Annotated in this window: 23 protein-coding genes; 9 read left to right on the top strand and 14 right to left on the bottom strand. The window is 61.4% G+C overall.

Annotated elements, in window-relative coordinates; all coding sequences use genetic code 11:
- Positions 1–66: 66 nt before the first annotated feature.
- Positions 67–885 carry an alpha/beta hydrolase gene (locus J3O30_RS25510; protein ID WP_207584567.1) on the top strand — a complete coding sequence of 273 codons (819 nt, stop codon included), beginning with the start codon at positions 67–69 and terminating at the stop codon, positions 883–885.
- Between the two features lie 510 nt (positions 886–1,395).
- Here J3O30_RS25510 and J3O30_RS25505 read toward each other — a convergent pair.
- Entirely contained in the window at positions 1,396–1,824 is a 429-nt protein-coding gene (locus J3O30_RS25505) for a DoxX family protein (protein ID WP_207584566.1), read from the bottom strand.
- A gap of 116 nt (positions 1,825–1,940) precedes the next feature.
- On the opposite strand from J3O30_RS25505, the gene J3O30_RS25500 reads away from it, so the two are divergent.
- The 5 genes from J3O30_RS25500 (at position 1,941) to J3O30_RS25480 (ending at position 7,045) form a co-directional block, all read left to right on the top strand.
- Entirely contained in the window at positions 1,941–2,873 is a 933-nt protein-coding gene (locus J3O30_RS25500; RefSeq protein ID WP_207584565.1) for a LysR family transcriptional regulator, read from the top strand.
- A gap of 186 nt (positions 2,874–3,059) precedes the next feature.
- A complete protein-coding gene (locus tag J3O30_RS25495) occupies positions 3,060–4,421 on the top strand; it encodes a TadE/TadG family type IV pilus assembly protein (RefSeq protein ID WP_207584564.1) in 1,362 nt (453 codons plus the stop codon).
- Positions 4,418–4,948, top strand: coding sequence for a TadE/TadG family type IV pilus assembly protein (locus tag J3O30_RS25490; RefSeq protein ID WP_207584563.1), 531 nt, complete (start codon positions 4,418–4,420; stop codon positions 4,946–4,948). Before J3O30_RS25495 ends, J3O30_RS25490 begins: the two co-directional genes overlap by 4 nt.
- 1 nt (position 4,949) lies before the next feature.
- Positions 4,950–5,534: a TadE/TadG family type IV pilus assembly protein gene (locus J3O30_RS25485; RefSeq protein ID WP_207584562.1), complete on the top strand. Its 585-nt coding sequence runs from the start codon at positions 4,950–4,952 to the stop codon at positions 5,532–5,534.
- Positions 5,535–6,043: 509 nt separating this feature from the next.
- Positions 6,044–7,045 carry an Ldh family oxidoreductase gene (locus J3O30_RS25480; RefSeq protein WP_207584561.1) on the top strand — a complete coding sequence of 334 codons (1,002 nt, stop codon included), beginning with the start codon at positions 6,044–6,046 and terminating at the stop codon, positions 7,043–7,045.
- 92 nt (positions 7,046–7,137) lie between these two features.
- Here J3O30_RS25480 and J3O30_RS25475 read toward each other — a convergent pair whose 3' ends face one another.
- From J3O30_RS25475 to J3O30_RS25430, 10 genes are all read right to left on the bottom strand, one after another.
- Complete coding sequence (locus J3O30_RS25475) at positions 7,138–7,893, bottom strand: SDR family NAD(P)-dependent oxidoreductase (protein ID WP_207584560.1); 756 nt, start codon at positions 7,891–7,893, stop codon at positions 7,138–7,140.
- Between the two features lie 9 nt (positions 7,894–7,902).
- Positions 7,903–8,667 carry an SDR family NAD(P)-dependent oxidoreductase gene (locus tag J3O30_RS25470; RefSeq protein WP_207584559.1) on the bottom strand — a complete coding sequence of 255 codons (765 nt, stop codon included), beginning with the start codon at positions 8,665–8,667 and terminating at the stop codon, positions 7,903–7,905.
- An 8-nt stretch (positions 8,668–8,675) separates the two neighbouring features.
- Positions 8,676–9,710, bottom strand: a complete 1,035-nt coding sequence (locus J3O30_RS25465; RefSeq protein ID WP_207584558.1) for a proline racemase family protein — start codon at positions 9,708–9,710, stop codon at positions 8,676–8,678.
- Complete coding sequence (locus J3O30_RS25460) at positions 9,707–11,197, bottom strand: aldehyde dehydrogenase family protein (RefSeq protein ID WP_207584557.1); 1,491 nt, start codon at positions 11,195–11,197, stop codon at positions 9,707–9,709. The genes J3O30_RS25465 and J3O30_RS25460 overlap by 4 nt, the downstream gene beginning before the upstream one ends.
- A 34-nt stretch (positions 11,198–11,231) precedes the next feature.
- Positions 11,232–12,470 (bottom strand): FAD-binding oxidoreductase, encoded by a 1,239-nt coding sequence (locus J3O30_RS25455; protein ID WP_207584556.1) that lies wholly within the window; start codon positions 12,468–12,470, stop codon positions 11,232–11,234.
- Between the two features lie 59 nt (positions 12,471–12,529).
- On the bottom strand, positions 12,530–13,408 hold the full coding sequence (locus J3O30_RS25450; RefSeq protein ID WP_207584555.1) for a dihydrodipicolinate synthase family protein: 879 nt from the start codon (positions 13,406–13,408) through the stop codon (positions 12,530–12,532).
- A 28-nt stretch (positions 13,409–13,436) separates the two neighbouring features.
- Entirely contained in the window at positions 13,437–14,102 is a 666-nt protein-coding gene (locus J3O30_RS25445; RefSeq protein WP_207584554.1) for an amino acid ABC transporter permease, read from the bottom strand.
- 9 nt (positions 14,103–14,111) lie between these two features.
- Positions 14,112–14,774, bottom strand: a complete 663-nt coding sequence (locus J3O30_RS25440) for an amino acid ABC transporter permease (protein ID WP_207584553.1) — start codon at positions 14,772–14,774, stop codon at positions 14,112–14,114.
- A 42-nt stretch (positions 14,775–14,816) separates the two neighbouring features.
- The gene (locus J3O30_RS25435; protein ID WP_207584552.1) at positions 14,817–15,599 is read right to left on the bottom strand and encodes an amino acid ABC transporter ATP-binding protein; all 783 of its coding nucleotides are present in this window, start codon (positions 15,597–15,599) and stop codon (positions 14,817–14,819) included.
- A gap of 62 nt (positions 15,600–15,661) precedes the next feature.
- Positions 15,662–16,495: a transporter substrate-binding domain-containing protein gene (locus J3O30_RS25430; RefSeq protein WP_207584551.1), complete on the bottom strand. Its 834-nt coding sequence runs from the start codon at positions 16,493–16,495 to the stop codon at positions 15,662–15,664.
- A 200-nt stretch (positions 16,496–16,695) separates the two neighbouring features.
- Between J3O30_RS25430 and J3O30_RS25425 the strand changes: the two genes are divergently transcribed.
- Positions 16,696–17,415 carry a GntR family transcriptional regulator gene (locus J3O30_RS25425; RefSeq protein WP_207584550.1) on the top strand — a complete coding sequence of 240 codons (720 nt, stop codon included), beginning with the start codon at positions 16,696–16,698 and terminating at the stop codon, positions 17,413–17,415.
- A gap of 4 nt (positions 17,416–17,419) precedes the next feature.
- Positions 17,420–18,202 carry a pyrroline-5-carboxylate reductase gene (locus J3O30_RS25420; RefSeq protein WP_207584549.1) on the top strand — a complete coding sequence of 261 codons (783 nt, stop codon included), beginning with the start codon at positions 17,420–17,422 and terminating at the stop codon, positions 18,200–18,202.
- A 46-nt stretch (positions 18,203–18,248) separates the two neighbouring features.
- On the opposite strand, the gene J3O30_RS25415 is transcribed toward J3O30_RS25420, so the two are convergent.
- Positions 18,249–18,797 carry a cupin domain-containing protein gene (locus tag J3O30_RS25415; protein WP_207584548.1) on the bottom strand — a complete coding sequence of 183 codons (549 nt, stop codon included), beginning with the start codon at positions 18,795–18,797 and terminating at the stop codon, positions 18,249–18,251.
- Positions 18,798–18,939: 142 nt separating this feature from the next.
- Here J3O30_RS25415 and J3O30_RS25410 point away from each other — a divergent pair, with 142 nt between their 5' ends.
- Positions 18,940–20,274, top strand: a complete 1,335-nt coding sequence (locus J3O30_RS25410; RefSeq protein WP_207584547.1) for an aspartate aminotransferase family protein — start codon at positions 18,940–18,942, stop codon at positions 20,272–20,274.
- A 79-nt stretch (positions 20,275–20,353) separates the two neighbouring features.
- On the opposite strand, the gene J3O30_RS25405 is transcribed toward J3O30_RS25410, so the two are convergent.
- The gene (locus J3O30_RS25405; RefSeq protein WP_207584546.1) at positions 20,354–21,373 is read right to left on the bottom strand and encodes an AraC family transcriptional regulator; all 1,020 of its coding nucleotides are present in this window, start codon (positions 21,371–21,373) and stop codon (positions 20,354–20,356) included.
- 82 nt (positions 21,374–21,455) lie between these two features.
- Positions 21,456–22,706 (bottom strand): D-amino acid dehydrogenase, encoded by a 1,251-nt coding sequence (locus tag J3O30_RS25400; RefSeq protein ID WP_207584545.1) that lies wholly within the window; start codon positions 22,704–22,706, stop codon positions 21,456–21,458.
- Positions 22,707–22,713 lie beyond the last annotated feature (7 nt).

Genomic DNA, 22,713 nt, shown 5'->3' with positions numbered 1-22,713 from the left:
GTTTCTCGCTGGAACGCTGCGACAACGAGTGCTGACCTTTATCCGCGGCAATCAAAGGAGCAAATCATGTCCACGATAATTACTACAGACGGCGTAAATATCTTCTACAAGGACTGGGGATCAGGTCAGCCGATCGTTTTCAGCCACGGTTGGCCGCTGACAGCGGACGACTGGGATGCCCAGATGACATTCTTCCTTCATCACGGGTATCGGGTGATCGCCCACGACCGGCGCGGCCACGGCCGGTCCGACCAGCCCAGCACCGGCAACGACATGGACCACTGGGTTGCCGACCTCGCGGCGCTGACTGAACACCTCGACCTGCGCGACGCGATCCATATCGGGCATTCGACGGGTGGCGGTGAGGTAGCTCGCTATGTCGCTCGCCACCAGGAGCGGGTTGCGAAGGCGGTGCTGGTCGCTTCGCTGACGCCGAACATGTACCGGAGCGAGGACAACCCGGCCGGTCAGCCGCCGGAGTGGTTCGAAGCGATCCGGGCCGGCGTGCTGGGCAACCGGTCGGAGTTCTACCGTTTCGTCCCTGAGAACCCGTTCTACGGCTACAACCTCGATGGGGCGAAGCCTTCGGAGGCAATCATTGCGAACTGGTGGCGCCAAGGCATGGCCGGCGGTGCCCTCGCTCATTACGCGACCGTCGACTCTTGGCTCGAAGATTATACCGAAGACCTCAAGAAGATCACTGTGCCGGTGCTGGTGATGCATGGCGAGGCTGATCAAGTCGTCCCGTTCGCAAGTTCAGTGCCGCGTGCGGTCGACCTGCTTAAGAACGGGTCGCTGAAGACTTATCCGGGCTACCCCCACGGCATGCTAACCACACATGCGGATGTCCTCAACCCTGACCTGCTGTCTTTCATCAGGTCTTGACGACACCTCTTGTCCATCATCGTATAGTGGTAACACTTGGGTTCGTAAATTGAGGAGGGTTCGGGTTTCGTCGTAGTGTTGAAGGAACGAACAAGAAGCTCAAACCCTCCTCGAGAATTCGTCGGCCAAGGCCCCTATCGAAGCGGCGGCCTTGGCAGCGTTGCTCGGCCTTGGCGGAGGTCCACTCCGACGTCGGCCTCGCGCCCTACCTGCCCTAGACGATGCCCGACAGCACCGCCGGTCGCCCACCCGCGCTCGACCACGCGACAAGGGGAAGTAGGGCTCGATCCGGCGCATCTGCGCCTCGTTCAGCAGGAACATGTCGGCCATCGGCAGCGCCACCTCGACGCCGCCACTGAATCAAACTGGCCCCGCTCCACAAGTCCGTTTATGGGTCCTGAGCCTAATCCAAAAGACATCATGACTGGCGATGCAGCTCAAAACTCAATCTGTCGAGTTCGTCCAAAACCTGTTGGATCCGGGCGCGCGCCTCCCGATCGGCGGCGTCCGTCATTGGCGCGGCGTAATCGGCGCCCTCTTGCCGCGGCCCCACAGGATGAAAGCTGAAAGGGCAAGCAGGATGACATTGAGTGGCAAGGCGGACGCTTCGCCGCGGGAGAGATGAAAGATCATCGCAGTGATCTGCAGCAGCACGCAGCCAAGCGCCGCAAGCACGGTCAGACGCGGCTGAATCCGAGTTAGGGCCGGCAGCAACACGCCCACTCCGCCGGCGAAATCGATAATACCCATGAGGCGCAGAAACCATGCGGGAACGTCGCCGGGCCATACCCACATTGCCGCCAGTTGGTCGACCGGCATGAAAAACTTCATACAGCCGAACAGCGTGAAGGCAATAAAGAGAAGCACCTGAGCGGACCATAGCCCGATTAGAAGCAACTTCCCCTGGGGCGCAGGCAAACCAGTCGCGGTGTTGGACATTCGAACCTCCTTGATAAGGGATGACGGCAATCCCGTCGAGCGAACAGATAGAGCTGGAAGCTCATCGTGAAAACCGTTATATTTTCGTGAAAATTTATCGACAGGATCGATGAGATATGCAGCCCCACCCGACTTTGGATCAGCTTCAGGTCTTCCTAACCGTGGTGGAGAAAGGCAGTTTTTCAGCCGCGTCCCGCGCCCTCAACCGAACGCAGTCGGTCGTCAGCTATACGATCGCCAATCTCGAGGCGCAGCTCAGGGTGGCGCTTTTCAGCCGCTCCGGCACCAAACGGCCGCAGCTGACGGAAGCCGGAAGGTCGGTGCTCGAGGATGCCCGCCGGTTGCTCGGCGATCTCGATCTGATGCGGGCGCGCGTCCAGGCCCTGAGCGACGGGCTGGAGGCCGAGCTCAATGTGGCGATGAGCGCTATCGTGCCGACGGACATTGTCGTCGACGTGCTGCGTGCCTTCCGCAGTCATTATCCCACCGTCTCCCTGAATGTAACGGTCGGCACATTGGGGATCGTCATGGATGCGGTTAGCAATGCGAGGGCCGTCGTCGGCTTTGGCGGCGCCATGGCGACAAGGAACGATCAGATCGTTTTCGAACGGATCGGCCAGTCGGCGATGATCCCCGTCGCCGCCCCCGACCATCCACTTGCAAAGTTGCGCCGGCCGATGACCCTCGCTGATGTGCGGGACGAAACCCAGCTCGTCGTCTACGACGCTTCGGGCTTGACGAAGGGACGCGATTTCAACGTGTTCTCGCTCAAGACTTGGCGTGTCAGCGACAACGCGACAAAACATCTCTATATCCGCGGCGCATTGGGCTGGGGCGGACTTCCGGCATCCTTGGTTAGAGATGATCTCGCCGATGGCCGTCTCGTCCATCTCCAGTTTCCCATCTTCGACCAGGGTGAGTACCCCATCCACGTGATACGCAATGTCGCAAACCCGCCGGGGCCGGCGGCAAGGTGGCTTACCACCGAACTTCAGGCGCGGCTTTCAGCCACTGACAAAGACGGGGGAGATCAAAAGGGCGTCCATTGAACGAGCCGCACTCAGTTCGATGCGTATCCTTGCGATATCCAAATTTCGCAGGCATGTACAATATGCGCAGGAAACCGTGCGTCGGCTACCCGTTTTTCTACAGGAACTGCAGGAATTAACAGAGGCTTAAGCGCTTTAGCGACATCTCGCACGGGACTATTTTCATAATCCATATGCGGTGTTTCTTTGCGGTCGACTCTTTCACATTCACTTGCCCGGGTCTTCGGAACCCTTCGCAGTCTCGGAAGAGATAGAGGCGGCAACGTCGCGATCGTCGTCGCCCTCACCCTGGTCCCGATGATCATCGCGGTCGGCGCGAGCTTCGACTACATTCGCACCTACAATATCCGACAGAGGATGCAGAGCGATCTTGACACTGCCCTGATTGCCGCTGTCAAAGAGATCGACACCGACGACAGCACCGCCCTCAAACAGAAAGTGTCCGACTGGTTCGGCGCGCAGGTGGAAAGCAGCTATACGCTTGGTGACATCAATATCGATACCAGCAACCATAAGATAACCGCGACGGCAAGCGGCACCGTTCCGACGACGTTGATGAAGATTGCCAACATCAACACCGTTCCCATCAGCGTCGGCAGCGCCGTCAAGGGGCCGGCCACCTCCTACCTCAACGTCTATATCGTCATCGACACGTCGCCTTCGATGCTTCTGGCGGCAACGACTGCAGGTCAGGCGACCATGTATTCCGGGATCGGCTGCCAGTTCGCCTGCCACACGGGCGATTCCCACACTATCGGCAACAAGACATACGCCAACAACTATGAATACAGCACGGCCAAGAACATAAAGCTGCGCGCCGATGTCGCCGGTGACGCCGTCAAGGACGTGCTTGCTTTGGTCGACACGTCCGACAGCAATCATCAACGAATCAAGGTCGGATTATATAGCCTGGGCGATACGCTGACGGAGGTTCTGGCCCCAACGCTGAGCACGGACACCGCGCGCAGCCGCCTCGCGGATTCGAGCTACGGCCTCACCAGCGCGACCTCGAAGGCGGCCACCTATTTCGACGTGTCGCTGGCGACGCTGAAGCAGAAGGTCGGCACCGGAGGGGACGGAACTACCTCAGGCACGCCGCTCAAGCTCGTTCTGCTGTTGACGGATGGCGTCCAGTCGCAGCGCGAATGGGTTACCGACAGCGTCGTATGGAAGAACAACAAGGCTGTATCCGGAGCATACTGGAATAAAGTCGCGCCGCTCAATCCGGACTGGTGCGGTTATCTGAAAAATCAATCCGACACGATGGCCGTGCTTTACACTGAATACCTGCCGCTCACCTCGGATTGGGGTTACAACGCGACCGTCGGCTCGACCATGGCAAGCGCCAACTGGAAGAATACCTGGGGCGGCACCATGCAGAGCGGCGTGTCTACAAGCATCACGAGACGCGACTACATTCCCTATGCGCTCTCGGACTGCGCATCCTCCAAGAGCCTGTTCATTTCAGCAGCGTCATCAGCCGAGATCACGGCAGGTCTGTCGGCGCTCTTCACACAATATCTCTCTTCCGTTCGGCTGACCCAATGAGGCGAAGGGGATTGTTTGTCTTGCTTCGCCGCATCTTGGGTGATCGCGATGGCGTCGCTGCAATTGAATTTGCGATCCTGGCCCTGCCGCTCTTCATCATCATATTTGGCATTATCGAAGTGTCGCTGATGTTCTTCGTCAACGCCACGCTTGACGCTTCGGTGCACAAGATCTCGCGGATGATCCGCACCGGCGAGGTAGCGTCTTCGAAGATCACATTGGCCGATTTCAAAGCCAGAATTTGTAATGACATGCTGCTCTCGTTCAACTGCTCCAGCGATCTCCTGGTCAAGGTGAGCGTGCTTTCCGATCTGTCGTCCGCGACCAGCGGCAATCCAATCGACACCAGCGGCAAGCTCGCCGTCACCGAGACTTACAATATCGGTCAGGGCAGCGACTATATCCTGGTCCAGACCTTCCTGCCCTGGACGGCCGTCGTCAATTTCCTCAGTCTTTCGAGCGCTAAGCTTTCCGACGGCCGCTATCTCATCGGATCTTCCGTGCTGTTTCGTAACGAGCCTTTCTGAGATGATGATAAAGCGGAATCTCTCCTTTTTCCGATGCGTCCTATCCCGCATCCTCCATCTTACGCGCGACCGCAGAGCCGCCTCGGGGGTCGAATTCGCGCTCGTGCTGCCGCTCCTGGTGATGCTGCTGTTCGGCACTGTCGACCTCGGCCATGCGCTCACGGTCAGCCGCAAGATAGACGAAATCGCCTCCACAACGGGCGACATGATCTCGCAGCAGAACACCTGGACGACGTCTGACGTCGCCAAGCTTCTTTCCGGCGCCAGCTTCATCCTCCAACCCTATGACACGACGGGTCTCACGATAACGGTCACCGTCAACGATATCAGCAAGACTGGCAGCGCGACGGTCAACTGGTCTGCCGCATTCAACACCACCGCGCTCAAATCCGGTACCGCGAGCGCGATCGAAATCCCGTCGCAAATCCAGGATCAAGGCGTTCAGGTCGTACTGACGCGGGTGCAATACAAATTGACGACACCCGTCTCGGCGTTCTTTTCAAGCTTTACCGGAATGAACGGCTACAGCTTCGATCAGCATTTCTTCAATCGACCGCGGACCAGCGATACGATCACCTACAAGTAGACCGTAAGTGACGAGGCATGGGTCAGAAGAGTAACGGACGACCGCCGCCGCGGCGCGCCCTCGTTCTGCTGACCACGCTGCGTTCGCATATGTCGTCGCGGCATCCTGAGATCGGCAATGCCCGCAAGATCCCGGCAGCCACTGCAATTCGTAGCACCGGCCTGCTTGACCAGCGGGCCACACCCTTGGATCGGTGCCCCGTCAATGGAAAGGCGCCAGGCGAAGGGATGTTGCCCCGCCGGGACGGCGAGCGAGTCCGGCGGCGTCTCAATCCAATGGCGAATTCACGCATCAAAGCGCGTCGCGATCTTTCAGATTCGCTCCTTGCGCTTTAGCTCTTTGTTTTTGCGCATGTCGTTGACGCAAAACCGCTGCACACTTTTGCACGACATGCTTTAGTCTTGCAGACACTATTGTACATTTTGCTGTTGGCGGTCCCCTGCTTTTGCTAGGACGGTCGGGCCACGGCACCGATCGGACCGGATGCCCTGAAAGAGCGGAGATTTGAGATGCCGGATGAGGTCGTAGTCTATCAGGCGGAAGCCGAGGCTTTAGCGATGCGAGCCTGCCTGGCAGCCGGCGCTCGGGAAGCCACCGCCCGCTCCCTTGTGGGCGCCACCTTGTCCGCCGCGCTTTATGGGCCTTCGACACTCGGATTTCCGCACATGGTGGATTACCTCGACAGCTTCCGCGAGGGCCGCATCAACTGCGATCCTGCGCCGACCTGCGAGCGTCCCTATCCCGCCTTCTTCGTCGCCAATGCCGATCAGGGCATCGCCCAACTCGGTTTCGATCTTGCGTTCGACGATCTCACGGCCGCGGTGCGCAATTTCGGGCTCGCCGTCTTCACACAGACGAACAGCTATACGGCAGGAGAACTCGGCTATTATGTTCGCAGGCTCGCCGGCGAAGGGATTGTCGGCATCGCCGCAACCAACGCCAATGCCATGGTGGTCGCCAAAGCAGGCGGCGCGGCTGTCTACAGCACGAACCCGCTGGCCTTCGGCTTTCCGCTTGGAGAAGGGTCGCTGCCTCTCATCATCGATCAGGCCTCCAGCGCCACCGCCTATGTCAATATCGTCGCAGCAGCAGCCGAGGGGCGCAGCATCCCGGAAGGATGGGCCGTCGACAAAGCGGGAATGAACACCTCCGATGCCGCAAAAGCGCTCGGCGGAGCCCTGCTTCCCTTCGGCGGGCGCAAGGGCGCCAATGTGGCGCTGATGGTGGAAATGCTGTCGGCCGGCCTGTCCGGCGGCCCCTGGTCATTGGACACGCCGTCTTTCAGAGAGGGGAGCGCCAGCCCCGCAGTGGGCTTGACGGTCGTGGCGATGATGCCCGGGCGCCCTGATGATGGCCTTGTCGAACGTGCACGTCGCCAGGCAGCCCGCCTCCAAGAGCACGGCGTGTTCGTGCCTGGCGTCAGCGGCATCGAACATCCCAGGCCAGGGTCGGAAGGGCTGAAAATGCCGCGCGCGGTATTCGAAGCCATCGTGAAGATTGCGGGCGCCTGACGGGTCCCCGTCGATCATGAACTGCCGCACAGCGGGGCTTTTTTCGGGGAGATGTTCGAGGAACGATCCGGATGCAAAGCCGATCGGCACTTTCACGCCACGGCTTGTGCGCCGGTAATTTCCACGAGCGAGCCGCACATGAATGCCGCCTCGTCGGAGGCGAGGAATGCGACGAGGGCCGCGACCTCCTCCGGCCTGCCGATGCGACCGTAGGGAACGAGCTTGTCAAGATCGGCGATCGTCCGGCCCGAGCGGGTGACGCCGGCCTCCAGCATCGGCGTGTGGATTTCGCCAGGACAGACGGCATTGACCCGCACTTTGTCGGGCACGTAGTCCCTGGCGAGATTCTGGGTGAAGGCGGCGACCGCCGCCTTCGTCGTGTTATAGGCAATGTGGTTCGGCGCGGGATGGAGCCCCCATTGCGAGCCCGTGTTGACGATCGCACCGCCACCGCCCGCGATCATATGCGGCAGGGCCGCGCGGCAGAGATGGAACATCGAATCCAGATTGACCGCGAAACTCGTCTGCCAATCTTCATCCGACAGAGAGAGCAGGTTGCCGCGCCGGTTGATACCGGCATTGTTGACCAGCACGTCGAGCCGCCCCTTGATGGCAAAGGCTTTCTCGACCAACTCGACGCATTCCGGCTTGCGGGAGATGTCGGCCGCAATGGCGGTCGCCGATCCGCCTGCCGCCTCGATGAGCGCGGCGACTTCGCCTGCGGCCTGGGCGTTGGCATCCGTCACCACCACCAGAGCGCCTTCATCGGCGAGCCTCCTTGAGATGGCCGACCCGATGCCGCCTCCGCCGCCTGTCACGACCGCGACCTTGCCCGAAAATCTCTTCATGTCACTCTCCTACCTGATATAGCTGCCGCCGTTGACATCGAAGGTCGCTCCATTGACCGACGCCTGCGAAGGGCGGAGCAGGAACGCCACCAGCTCGGCGATCTCGGCTGTCTCTGCCATCTCGCCGATCGGGATGTCGCCGACAACAGCGTCCTTTCCGTGTTTCGCCACGAACTCTTCGGCCATGTCGGTGCGCACCCAGCCCGGCGCAATGGAGACGGCGACGACCCCATCGCGCCCGAAGCTGCGCGCGATCGATTTTGTGAGATTGATGAGCGCGGCCTTGGTCGCGCCGTAGGGCATGGCGTCGGCGGCGTAACCGCGCTGTCCGGCGCGGCTGGCCATATTGACGATCCGCCCGCCGCCCTGTTGTTTGAAATACATGATGGCCTCCTTGCAGAGGTCCGCCGCTGCGAAGAAATTCACCTGAAATTCTTTCTGCCAGGCGGCCCGCCAATCGGACGGATCGGCGTCGATCGAAATCTCGTTGCGGATGCCGGCATTGTTGACGACGGCATGAATGCGCCCCGCCGCCGCGAGCGCGTCGCGCCATAGCGCGAAGGCGCCGTCCAGGCTGGAGAGGTCGGCCTGGACGATCCGGCCGTTGCCACCGAGCTTGCGGAGCAGGGCTTGCGCCCTCTCTTTGTCACGCCCGTAATGGATGACGGGGCGCGCGCCTTCGGCAGACAGGCGCTCGACGATGGCGGCGCCGATCCCGCCCGATGCTCCGGTGACGAGGACCGTCTGGCCGGCCAGGGATTGAACGTGGGACATCGTGACTCCTAACCGAGCAGGTCGACCTGGGGGCCCCAGGTGTCGGACAGGGCAAATCCTGCGGCGAAGGGATCGTCGTCGGAGATACGCAGCTGTTCCCGGCCATAGATATATGCTTGGCCGGTTATTCTCGGCAGCACGGCGCGGCGGCCGCCCACCTCGGTTTCGCCGATCGCCTCTGCCAGGAACTCGCCGCCGATGATCGACCGCGACGTCCTCGCATCTCCAACGGAGACCTCGCCGCGGGCATAGAGCGTTGCCAGGTTCGCCGAACTGCCGGTTCCACAGGGCGAGCGGTCGACGCGGCCCGGCTGCAGCGTCGTGCAGGTCCTCACCGCGCCATCGGCTTCACGGCCGCGGAACATCACGTAAGCGATCTCGTCGACGCCGCTCAGGACGGGATGAGCGACCGAGACCTGGCCAGCCAGAAGCGCCTTGAGCTCGATACCGGCTTCCGCCAGCAGTCGGGCATTGACAGGCGCAATATCGAGGCCGAGCTGGTCGACGTCGACCAGCGCATAATAGACGCCGCCGAAAGCGACATCGATCTTGATGCGCCCCCATTTCGGCGTCTCCACTTCCCGGTCCAGCGCTTCCGCGAAGCTGGGCACGTTGTCGAGACTGACGGACAGGCATCTGTTGTCACGGCAGATGGCACGCGCGACGATGAGACCGGCCGGCGTATCGAGGCGGACGATCGTCTCCGGCTCCGACATCGGCAGCCGCCCGCTCTCGAGAAGGGCGGTGACCACGCAGATGCAGTTGCTGCCGGACATCGGATGAGCGCGGTCGGCCTGCAGCACGATGAAGCCGGCGTCGGCATCGGCGCGCGTCGGCGCGACCAGCAGGTTCACCGACATGGCGACATTGGCGCGCGGCTCGAAGGTGACGAAGCGGCGCAGGCTGTCGTTGACCGTGTTGATATGGTTCATTTTATCGAGCATCGTCGCACCCGGTATCTCAGGCGCGCCTGAGACGATGACCTTGCCGATCTCACCCTGGCAGTGGACCTGCAGCAAGTCGAGGCTGCGGTCCCAGTTCATTCGGCCGCCTCCGGCTTGATGTACCAGCCCCAGGGATCTTCGCTGGCGAAGCGGGTGATCTGCTTGGTCTCGAGATAGTTGTCGAGACCCCAGCGGCCGAGTTCGCGGCCGATGCCGGATTCCTTGTAGCCGCCCCAGGGCGCCTCGGTGAAGGTCGGCTGCGAGCAGTTGATCCAGACGATGCCGGCGCGGAAGGCGGCCGCGACGCGCTCAGCCCGAATGTCGTCCTTCGACATCACCGCGGCTGCAAGGCCGAAGCGGGTATCATTGGCGAGCTCGATCGCCTCCTCCTCGGTCTTGAACGGCCTTATGCAGACGACGGGCCCGAAGATTTCCTCCACCCAGGCGGCGCTGTCGAGCGGAACGTCCGTCAGAACGGTCGGCTGGAGATAGTAGCCCCTGTCGAACCCTTCGGGACGGGCTCCACCACAGGCAACCGTCGCGCCTGCCTGCCGGGCCGCTTCGATCGCCGCAACGACCTGCTCGTGCTGGCGCTCGGAAACCAGCGGCCCCAGCAGAACGCCCGCGTCCAGGCCGTTGCCGATCTTGATCTTGGTCGTTTCCTCGATGAGACGCGCAAGCAACCGCTCGTAGACGGTGTCCTGCACCAGGACTCTAGACGTCGCGGAGCAGACCTGGCCCTGGTTCCAGAAGATGCCGAACATGATCCACTCGGCGGCCTTGTCGATATCGGCGTCCTCGAAGACGACGAAGGGCGACTTTCCGCCGAGTTCGAGGCTGACGCGCTTGATGTCGCGAGCGGCTGCCGCCATGATTTTCGAGCCGACCGGCCCGGAGCCGGTAAAGGCCAGCTTGTCCACCTCCTTGTGATCGATGATCGCCTGTCCGGCGACCGACCCCGCTCCCGTAACGATGTTGAGCACGCCCGGCGGCAACCCGGCTTCGTCGGCGACCGCCGCCAGTTCGAGCGCCGTCAGCGACGTCAATTCGGCAGGCTTCAGCACCATGGTGCAGCCGGCGGCCAGTGCCGGCGCAACCTTCCACGCCGCCATCAGCAGCGGATAGTTCCAGGGAATGATCGCGCCGGCGACGCCCAGCGGCTCGCGGACCGCCTTGGAGGTAAAGCGCTGATCGGGAAGCGCGATCGCCTCCTCGGGATTGTTGTCGAGCTGTTCGGCGAGCCCCGCATAGAAATCGAAGCAGCCCGCCGCGTCGGCAACGTCCCAATCGGCCTCGGGGAACGGCTTGCCATTATCGAGAACTTCGAGGTGTGCGATCTCGGCCTGATGGGCACGGATGCCATCGGCGATCGCGCGGAGATACCGCGCGCGCTGGGCACCCGTCAGCTTCGGCCAGCCGTCCTTGTCGAAGGCTCGGCGAGCTGCCTTGACGGCAAGATCGACGTCCTCGGCCGTTGCGGCGCCGATCGTCTGGATCACCTCTTCCGTTGCAGGGTTGGTCACCGTGCAGGTACCACCCTTGATCGGCTTCACCCACTGTCCGTCGATATAGAGTTCGCTTCGCATGTTCACTCCCTTGCTTTCGTAGGTGTCAACCGCCCTAGAAGCGGTCGATACGGTAGGGTCTCATGTCCACGGGCGGCTGCGCGCCCGTAACAAGATCGGCCATCAGGCGGCCGGTCGTGGCTGCATAGGTGAGACCGAGATGTCCATGGCCGGTGGCGTACCAGACGTTGCGGCGCTTGGCGGACGGCCCCATGACCGGCACGGTGTCGGGCAGCGCCGGGCGATGCCCCATCCATTCCGTCGTCTCCACCGCCTTCAGCTCAGGCAGCGCCTCTTGGGCTCGCTTCACCAGGATCTTTGCACGCCGATAATCCGGCGGAGCATCGAGGCCGGCCATTTCGACCGTACCGCCGACGCGGATGCCGCCTGCCGTCGGCGTAACCATGAAAGCGCGCGCCGGCCAGATGATCGAATGGCGCATCGAAATACCAGGCTCCATGATCTGCGTGTGATAGCCGCGTTCGGTTTCGAGCGGGATATGTTCCCGCAGCAGCGCGGAAAGCCGGGCAGTGAAGGCGCCGGCCGCAAGCACCACCGCGTTCGCGGCAAAGATCTGCCCATCTGCCAGGCGGACCGCGGAAACGCCGGCCTCGTTTTGCTCGAAATCGACGACATCACCCTGAACGATCCTGCCGCCGAGCGCCTGGAATTTTTCAGTCAGCGCGGTGACGAGCTTGTACGGATCGGCGATCGACCGGTTGTCGGGAAAAAGGACCGCCTTGCCGATCGTGGTCGTCAAAGCCGGCTCGAGATCGCGGATGGCATTGCCGCCAAGGATTTCGTGCCGGAAGCCGAAGCGCTCCAGGATATCGATATGTTCCCGGTCCGTCTGGAACTCGGCCTCGTCGGCATAGAGGCTGAGGCACCCCTCGGCCGTCAGCATGTGCGTGAGGCCCGTCTCCTTCAGCAACACGTCCAGATCTTCGTGGACGCGCCGGCAGAGCGCGGCGCCGGCCGCCTCCAATTCCCTCAGCTTCGAGGGACGGCTCGCAGCGAGGAACATGAGGAACCAGGGCACCAGTTTCGGCAGATAGCCGGGCCGGATGCGCACAGGACCTTCCGGATCGAGCAGCCATTTGGGCATCTGCGCCCAGATGCCGGGGCGCGAGGCCGGCATGAATTCGGTGACGGCGATGCTCGCCATATTGCCATAGGAGGCGCCTCGACCCGGCGCCGCCTTGTCGAGCAAGGTGACGTTGTTTCCCCGGCGCTGCAGTTCATAGGCGATGGTGGCGCCGATAATGCCGGCGCCGACGACCACAATGGATGACACGGTGAACCTCGCAAATTTAGAGATCCTCGGGGCGGCTCGGCCACCCCGACCTGTTCTTATTACCAGTTGAGGATCGGTTGCATCGCCGCCTTGAACTCGGCCTTTTCCTCCACCGTCAGTTCGCCGAGTGGTGCGCGGCACGCACCCACGGGCAAGCCCTGAAGCTCGCAGCCGTACTTGATCTTCTGCACGAACTTGCCGCTCTCGAGAATATTCATCGCCCGGTAGAGCGTTTTCATCTGCTGGCGCGCCTTGTCCAGATCGCCGGATCTGAACGTGCGGTCGAGATCGCAGCAGGCCTTGGCCATGCAGTTGGACGGACCGCAGATCCAGCTTTCCGCGCCCCAGAACATGAAATCGAGCGCGATATCGTCGGAGCCGCTGACGAGCTGGATCTTGCCCTCATAGCGACTGGCGATGTCGATCGCGCGCTGCAATACCCCAGAGCTTTCCTTGATCCCGATCACATGCGCATTATCGGCAAAATGATCCATCAGCTCGAAACTGATGTCCGAGCCATCCTTGGCCGGATAGGAATAAAGGACGAGGCTCACATCGACGGCACGGAGCACGGCTTCGTAGTGCTTGATGAGCTCTGCCTGGGTCGGACGGGTATAAAATGGCGGCGCCAGCAGCACCGTGTCATAGCCGATATCCTTGGCCATCGCCGTCTGCTCGATCACCTCGCGGGTGGCGGGCGCGTTGGTGCCGGCGATCAGAATTTCGCCCGGTTTGGCAAATTCCTTGACGAACTGCAGCACGTCACGGCGCTCTTCCTTGGATTGGCTGAAATACTCGCCGGTCGACCCGTTTGGAACCCAACCGGTGACGCCTGCCTCACGCAGATGTGCCAGGAGCTTTTCGAATGCCTTGAAGTCGATCTTGTTGTACGCGTCGAAGGGAGTGATGAGCGCGGGCATGACGCCGGAAAGTTTCATGGGATTCTCCTGTCTGGGAACGACATTGTTAGATTGCGAGCTTCTTGAGAATGCGTCCCTCGATGAGGGAGACGGCCCGCGTGAGTGGGAAGGCGATGATGAAGTAGATCAGGGCGACGATCGTCAGCACCTCGACGGGACGGGCGGTGTTGTTGGAGATGTTCTGGCCGACGAACATCAGATCGGCCATCCCCACCGCCGAGACGAGCGCGCTCTCCTTGAAAAGGCTGACGCAGTTCGACAGCAGCGTCGGAATTGCCCGCAGCACCGCTTGGGGTAGCACGACGTTCAGGACCTGGGCCCTGCGCGGCAGGCCGAGAGCGACGCAGGCGTCCAGCTGTTCCCGGCCGATGGACTTGAGGCTGGCCCGGAAGGTTTCGCTGGCAATCGCTCCCATGTAGAGCGTGAGCGCGATGACGCCCGATACCAAGTTCGAAAGCTCGACGCCGAGGATGAGCGGCAGGCAGAAAAATATCCAGAAGAGCTGGATGAGGACCGGCGTGCCGCGGAAGAATTCGACGTACAGGCTCGAGACCGCGCGAAGTACGAGGTTGCGCGACGTTCGGGCAAGGCCGACGAGGAAGCCGAGGGAGCATCCGAGCACGACGCAGATGACCGTGAGCTTGATCGTCATCCATAGGCCGAGCAGGAGTGCGTTTTCGAAGCGCAGCAGGATCGAGAAGTCGAGTGTCATTCTGGCCTCCTAGCTGACGAGGATCTGGCGGCGGCGTTCGAGCAGGCCGACGATCTGGGTTATCGGGAAGGAGACAGTGAAATAGATGAGGGCGACGACGGTGAAGGTCTCAATCGGACGATAAGTCTCCGTCGCCAGCGTTTTGCCCTGGTACATCAGGTCCTGGATCGCCACGATCGCGACCAGCGCGCTCTGCTGGAAGATGACGATGCCGTTGGTCAAAAGCACCGGGATCGAGGCGCGGAACGCCGTCGGAAACACGATGTAAAGCACCCGTTGCAGCGGATTGAGACCGAGCGCGATGCCGGCGTCGAGCTGCTCGCGCGGAACCGCCTGGATGGATGCCCGGTAGGCCTCGGCGTTGAACGCCATCAGGTTGAGACCGAGCGCCATGATGCCCATCGTCATCGGATCGAGGAAGACGTCGAACAGCATCGGTACGCAGTAGAATATCCAGACGATCTGAACGATGGCCGGCGTGCAGCGGAAGAATTCGACGAAAAGCATGAACGGCAGCCGCACGACCTTGATCGGGCTCATGATCAGCAGGGCCAGTCCGAAGCCCAGAACGATGCCGATGACGTTTGCCGCGGCCGTCAATTGCAGTGAAACCCACAGCCCCTGCAGAAGCGGAGCGATGGAGACTGCGTTGAAGTCGAACGTGTAGTTCACTTGTGCCTCCCTACTTCTTGATGGGCCTACTTCTTGATGGGCCTACTGCTTAATATGGAAAACGCGGTCGATGAATTCCTTCGTACGCTCCTCGCGCGGGGCGGCGAGCACCTGCTCGGGAGGGCCGTCCTCGACGACCACGCCGCCGGCGCAGAAGATGACGCGCGAGGCGATGTTCTTGGCGAACCACATGTCGTGGGTCACGATCATCATCGGCATGTTCTGGGCGGCGAGTTGCAGGATGACCTGCTCCACCTCGCTGACGAGCTCCGGGTCGAGAGCCGACGTGACTTCGTCGAAAAGCATCAGTTTCGGGTCGAGCATGAGCGCGCGGGCAATAGCGACGCGCTGTTTCTGGCCACCGGAAAGCTGGGCCGGATAGGCATTGGATTTGGCTGCGAGCCCGAACCGCTCGAGCAGCGCCTGCGCGCGGGCCGTGGCCTTCGCCTTGGCTTCTCCGCGCACCTTGCAGGGAGCAAGAATCAGGTTCTGAATGACGTTCAGATGCGGAAACAGCGTGTAGTGCTGGAACACCATGCCGATCGAACGGCGGACATCGGTGTCGATCTGGGTCTTCCGGCCTGCGCTATCGGATGAAATATATGCACTCCCATCGAAGCTGACTGACCCGCTGTCGATCTGCTCCAGCCCCATCATCACGCGCAGCAGCGTGCTTTTGCCGCCGCCGCTGGGCCCGATGACGACGACACGTTCGCCGGGCTTCATTTCGATGTCGATGCCTTTCAGCACCTGAATGGCTCCGTTTCCATAGCTTTTGTGGAGCGCCTGCATTTTCACGAGGGGAAGGCTGAAAGACGTGGTCATGGCCAATCTCCGATGATCGAAGCTGGAAGGGCCGGCGCGATCTTCGCACCGGCCCGGCGAGGTTACTTTGCGCCCTTGAGCACGTCGTCGACCGCCTTGCGGATCAGTTCATCGACATGGCCGGTGGCGACCCTCTCTTCGAGGAAGATATTGATCACTTCGACGTCGGCGGCCGAAAGCTGATGCGGCAGGCCGAAAGCAACGCCCTGCTTGGCGAGTGCCGGCGTCGGGTTGAGCGCCAGCGCCCAATCCGGGTTCGATTGCGTGAAGAGCTGGTTGGTGTCGGAAGCGTCGACCAGGATATCGGCGCGCTTCGAGCTCACTGCCAGGCGGGTTTCGTCGTTGCCGGGAAGACGCATGACCGTGGCATTCTTCACCGCCGCGGAGATGGCTTTGTCCTGCGCCGTGCCGGACATGACCGCGAGCGTCACGCCCGCCTTGTCGATATCGGCCACCGAGGCGGCGCCGGCCGGAATTTTCGGATTGTTTTTGTTATAGGCGAGCGAGATCTGGTACTCCATCGCCGGGATCGAAAACTGCACAGCCATGGCACGCGCCGAGGTCCGGTTGAGCGCCAGTGACAGATCCCATTTGCCCGCCTGCAGGCCGGCAACGATGTTGTCCCAGGTCGTATCGACGAATTCAGGCTTCACCTTAAGGACGTCGGCAAATTCCTTGCAGAGATCGGCAAAGAAGCCGGAATATTCGCCGGTTGCCGGATCGCGCATGACATAGGGCGGCGCCACTGCCGCGCCGCAGCGCAGCACACCCGCCTTCTGCACGCCCTGCCAATATCCTTCGGCGGTCTCAGCATGTGCGGCGGTTGCGCAAAGACCGCCCATCAGGGCGAGCGCGGGCAGCGCCCGCAAGGCGGACGTCATCAGTTTCGAAAGCATCGGGCATTCCTCTTTTGCTGTGCGCGAAGCGCGCGGTTCCACTCGTCGGCTGCAGCCGTTTCTCTTATTTTCTTGTCGGCTTCGTGTCGACTGTGAATAATATGTCAACAGCGTGTCGACAAAGTCAAGCGGAAAAATTCCATTGCCGACACGCTGATTTTCTGGCCCAATGGGACCTGCGTTTGGAGAAAGGGACTTGAGTGTCTGATGAATCGGAAGTGAAACGAATCCGTGGGACTGGCTGGAAGAGCGTCTACGAGACGCTCCGCAACGAGATCCTGTCGCTCGCTCTGCCGCCCGGTCAGCTCCTCGACGAGATGACGCTCGCCGAACGCTTCGACATGTCGCGCTCGCCGGTGCGCGAAGCCCTGATCCGGCTCGGCGGCGACGAACTGGTCGTGACGCTTTCCAACCGCAGCACGATTGTTGCGCCGATCGAAGTGGCGACCTTTCCCAAATATGTGGAGGCGCTCGATATCGCGCAGCGCATGAATACGCGGCTTGCCGCCGCACTCAGGACGGAAACCGACCTGAAGACCATCACCAAGCGGCTGAAAACCTTCGAGGCGGCAGTCAAAACCGGCAATCACCTGGCCATGTCGGAAGCCAACAAGGAGTTCCACATGGCCATCGCCCATGCCGGAAAAAATCAGTATCTCGCCTCGTTCTACGAGAAGCTGCTGTCGCAGGGACAGCGCATGCTCCACCTGCATTTCGAATATCTGGAGCGGACCCATGAGGGCTATCTCTTGACCGACGAGCACTCGCTGATGCTCGATGCCATCAAGGACAAGAACGTCGATCTCGCCGATGAGCTCGCTCACGCCCATACACGCCAGTTCCAGGACAATTTCATCAACTTCATGCGCGAGAACTACACCACGGATGTCGCGCTGGGACCGTTGCGGGCTGCGGAGTAATTAGATGAAGATCGACAGAATCGGATTTGTCGGCACCGGCGCCATCACCGAAGCGATGGTTCGTGGGCTACTGGCCGAACCGGCCTATGCCGCCGAGATTCACGTTTCGCCACGAAGCGCCCATATCGCCGAGGGCCTGGCGGCCGAATTCGCCGCCGTGACGATCGCCCGCGACAATCAGGATGTCGTCGCGCGCAGCGACATGGTGTTTCTGGCGATACGGCCGCAGATCGCCGAGGAGGTCGTGCGGGAACTTTCGTTCAGGAATGGCCAGATGGTCGTCAGCCTCGTCGCGGCGACGGAGCGCCAAGCCCTGCTCGAATGGATCGGCGCCGATGTCAGCCTCCTGCAGGCGATACCCCTGCCCTTCGTCGCACACCGGCAAGGTGTGACCGCCGTCTATCCCGCGGATGCCACGGTTGCGGCGCTGTTTGACACGCTCGGAACGGCCGTCCAATGCCAGTCCAGGAAGGAATATGATCTCCTCGCAGCCGCAAGCGCCGTCATGTCGACCTACTTCGGCATCATGGAATCGGTTGCCGGCTGGCTGGAAAAAAGCGGGCTCGAAAGGGCGAAGGGACAGGCCTACATAGCCCCGCTCTTCGCAGGCCTGGCGCAGAAGGCGAGCGGAGCCGGCGCCGAGCCGTTCAGTGCGCTGAGCCGCGAATTCGCCACCAGGGGAGGACTGAACGAGCAGGTTCTTTCCGACTTCGACAAGAAGGGCGGCGTTGCCGCACTTACCGCAGCACTCGACGGGGTGCTCGCCCGCATCGAGGGCAAAGGCTAGAGCATGATGCCGAAAGGTTTAAGCGGTTTTCGGACGACATCCTGTTCTAAAAAGTTGGTGGCGTGCAGGCGCTGATGACGTCGCAAGGTACAGGCCCGACACAGCGGAACCGATGCGGTCGCCGGCTCTCGAAATAATAGGCATCGCCCGGCCCGAGGATACGCCGCTCGTCGTCGACGGTCACCTCAAGCCTTCCCGAGAGTACGATCCCGCCCTCCTCTCCCTCGTGGACAAGCGGAATCTTTCCGGTGTCGGCGCCTGGCTGGTAGCATTCCTTGAGCATTTGCAGGCTGCGCCCGAACAAGTTCTCCCCAACCTGCCTGTAGGAGATGGCACCCTTGCCGATCTCAACCAGTTCCTCGGCCGCATAGAAGGCCTTCCTTGGACGCTCAGGCTCAAAGGCGAAGAATTCCGCCAGACCGATCGGGATCCCGTCCAGAATTCTCTTCAAAGCCCCGACCGAGGGGTTGGAGGCGTTCGATTCTATCAGCGAAATGGTCGAATTCGGCACTCCCGTACGCTTGGCAAGTTCACGCTGCGAAAGCTTGCGGGCGATACGGAGATGGCGAAGGCGGTTGCCGATATCGACTGACATGGTGCGGTCCGTTTATGTTGTCCAGAATATCGAAAAGACTACCTTCTCGTCTATTTAATTTCAATGACTTGTGCCGACTGAGAAAAGGACTTGTTTGACAAGAAGAAATTGCCATGCTCGGCGGCAATCACAGGAGGCCAGCATGGACCAGATCAGCAAAACCAACGCGCCCGTACTCGATAATTTCTGGATGCCGTTCACCGCGAACCGGCAATTCAAGGCGACGCCGCGCCTTCTGGCGGCCGCGGAGGGCATGTATTACACCGATGTCGATGGAAATCAGGTGCTTGACGGCACCGCCGGGCTCTGGTGCTGCAATGCCGGCCACGGCCGCAGGAAGATCTCCCAGGCGGTCGAGCGGCAGCTTGCGACGCTCGACTATGCCCCGACCTTCCAGATGGGCCATCCGATCGCCTTCGACTTCGCCGCGAAGCTGGCTGCGAACGCGCCAGGCGGCCCGGAAGCCAAGCTCGACAGGGTCTTCTTTACAGGCTCTGGTTCGGAATCGGTCGATACGGCGCTGAAGATCGCCATCGCCTACCAGCGTGCGATCGGCCAGGGCACGCGTACGCGGATCATCGGGCGCGAGAAGGGATATCACGGCGTCGGCTTTGGCGGCATTTCCGTCGGCGGCCTCGTCAACAACCGGCGGGTCTTTCCGCAGATACCGGCCGACCATATGCGCCATACGCTCGACGTCGAGCGCAATGCGTTTTCGAAGGGCCTTCCTGCCCACGGCGTGGAACTGGCCGACGATCTGGAACGCCTGGTGCAACTGCACGGCGCCGAAACCATCGCCGCCGTCATCGTCGAGCCGATGTCGGGATCGGCGGGCGTGGTCCTGCCGCCGAAGGGCTATCTGGAAAAGCTGCGTGCAACCGCCGACAAGCACGGCATCCTGCTGATCTTCGACGAGGTCATCACCGGCTTCGGCCGCCTCGGCACGCCTTTCGCGGTCGATTATTTCGGCGTCGTGCCCGATCTCGTCACCACGGCAAAGGGCCTCACCAACGGTGCAATCCCGATGGGCGCGGTCTTTGCCAGCCGCAAGATCTATGACGGCCTGATGGTCGGCCCGGAAAATGCGATCGAGCTCTTCCATGGCTATACCTATTCCGGCCATCCGGTCGCCTGCGCAGCCGGCCTCGCGACCCTCGAAATCTATGAGGAGGAGGGGCTATTGTCCCGTGCATCCGAGCTTGCCGAATACTGGCAGGAGGGCCTCCATTCGCTGAAAGGCCAGCCTCATGTCGTCGATATCCGCAATCTCGGTCTGGTGGGCGCGGTCGAACTGGCGCCCCGTGACGGGGCACCGGGAACCCGCGGTTACGACATCTTCGTCGACTGCTTCAACAAGGGCCTGCTGATCCGCGTGACCGGCGACATCATCGCGCTCTCGCCACCGCTCATCATCGAGAAAAACCAGATCGACACGATCGTTTCGACCCTCGGCGATGCACTGAAGCGCGCCGCATAGACCTGCATCCGGCGTCCCCCGTCAGCGATCGGACATTTAGTCCATCGCCGACGGAACCATCCGGCCGCCGACGTGGAACTCAGCGCTTCAAGGTCTGCGACGGCAGTTGACCGAAACGCTTCTTATATTCAGCTGAAAATCGCCCGAGATGGGTAAACCCCCATCTGAGCGCGATGTCGGCGACGGCCTGTTTCAAGCCGGATTCGAGCAAATCGCGATGGGCGGCAAGCATCCTGAGTTCATGCAGGTAGGCCATCGGAGTGGTATCCCTGAACTGCCGGAAACCCTGTTGCAAGGTCCGAACGCTGACCTCGGCTGCGGTCGCGATGTCGCTCAGCGAAATCGGCTCGGCGATATGTTCCCGCATGAAGTCAATGGCCCATTTCACATGGCGTGGAGCGGGCGCCGGAGCGGGGAGCGCGAGTGCCTCCGAATAGCGATGGGGACAGGTCTCCAGCAGCAGATAGATCGTCGCGTCGCAGAGCGCGTTCAGAGCCAGCGGCGACTGTCGCAGCGGCCCGTCGCGGTTCAGCCCGCGATGGAGGTTCACGGCCAGTTGCTGCAACACAAGTCCCGAACCGGTCGTCAGGTCGATAATGGGATGAAAATCGGTGTCACCGATGATCGTTCGCTCAAACATATGCGTCAGCTGCCTGTTGATCCTCGCTTGATCGATGAACAGACCGAGATGATGGCGCGGGCCGACTAGGCGGGCACCCGAGGCGCGGCCTGCCCCGAGAATGGTACCGCAACCGGGAACCGAATGGATCTGCTCCTTCCCCGCATGGAAGACGGCGTTTCCCTCCATCGGCAGGAATATGATCACCTTGCCGCTGGGTGCCTCCCGCCTGATCGAGATCGTGCCTTCGTAGGCGCATTCGGCTATGGCCAGATCTTCCGTCGAGACGAAATTGCAGCGGTAGGCGATGGGCGCGTCAGCCTGAGCCGCAGCCTTGATCGGGGAGTTCGGCGTCGACAATATTTCCGAGAGTGCGTCCGGGTCCGTCCCGCTGAAGGCCGTCTCCCAAAACGACGGACTCTGCCTCGCCGGATCGTGGAGGAAGCTGCCATTGACGGGGTTATGGGAACGACTGGACATTCATGACCTCAAAGACAATGCCCATCGGTGATAAGCGATTTGCGCAATCAATTCTCTTCATTTAGCGCCGTCGGATGAGGTTTCAGCCGTAGCGATTGATTGCGAGATCCCGAGCGTCGATCTCAGGCGTGCGGCCGCCGACCAGATCGCTGATCAACCGCGCCGAACCGGTGCTCATCGTCCAGCCGAGCGTACCGTGGCCGGTATTGAGGAAGAGGCCGATGATCTTTGTCGGACCGATGACCGGCGTGCCATCCGGCGTCATCGGGCGCAGGCCGGACCAGAAGGACGCTTTGGAAACATCGCCGCCGGGGAAAAGGTCGGTCACGGAATGCTCCAGCGTGCTGCGGCGGGCCAGGCCGAGATCGTTGGTATAGCCTGAGATTTCAGCCATGCCGCCGACCCGGATCCGGTCGCCGAGCCGGGTGATCGCAATCTTGTAAGTCTCGTCCATGACGGTCGATTCCGGTGCGCGCGACGCGTCAGTGATCGGGATAGTGAGCGAGTAACCCTTGACGGGATAGACCGGCAGGCTGATGCCGAAGGGCTTGAGCAGCAGCGGCGAATAGCTGCCGAGCGCAACCACCACCGCATCCGCACTCATCCGTTCACGATCGGTGATAACGCCGCGCACGCGGCCGGCCTCGACATCCAGTGCTTTGATCGTCGTCCCGTAAACGAATCGGACACCAAGCGCTTCGGCCTTCGCGGCCAGCGCATTGGTGAATTTGAAGCAGTCACCGGTCTCGTCCTTCGGCGTCAGCAGGCCGCCGACGATCTTGTCGCGCACGTGCTTCAATGCCGGTTCGAAGCGGATGCAGCCGTCCCGGTCCAGCACTTCATAGGGAATGCCGTCGGCGGCCAGCGCCTTGACATCCTTTGCCGAGGCATCAAGCTGCTGCTGCGTGCGGAACAGTTGCAGGGTTCCCTGCATGCGTTCGTCATAGGCGATGCCGGTTTCTGCGCGAAGCTCGGCCAGCGCGATGCGGCTGTAATCTGCAAGGCGCAGCATGCGGCTCTTGTTGATTGCATAGCGCTCGGAGGTGCAGTTCGACAACATCCTTGCCATCCAGGAGAGCATGGCCATGTCGAGTTTCGGGCGCAGGACGAGCGGCGCATGTTTCATGAACAGCCACTTGATGGCTTTGGCAGGAATGCCGGGCGCTGCCCATGGCGAGCAATAGCCGAAAGAGACTTCGCCGGCATTGGCAAAGCTCGTCTCCAGCGCCGGACCTTTCTGCCGGTCGACGACCGTGACCTCATGGCCTGATTTAGCCAACTGATAAGCGGATGTGATGCCGACAATGCCGGCCCCCAGAACGATGACTTTCATGATCTTC

The sequence above is a fragment of the Rhizobium sp. NZLR1 genome (assembly GCF_017357385.1).
Classification (GTDB): Bacteria; Pseudomonadota; Alphaproteobacteria; order Rhizobiales; family Rhizobiaceae; genus Rhizobium.
Note: the sequence above shows the minus strand (reverse complement) of the source record. Positions and strands in the feature narration are given on the sequence as shown.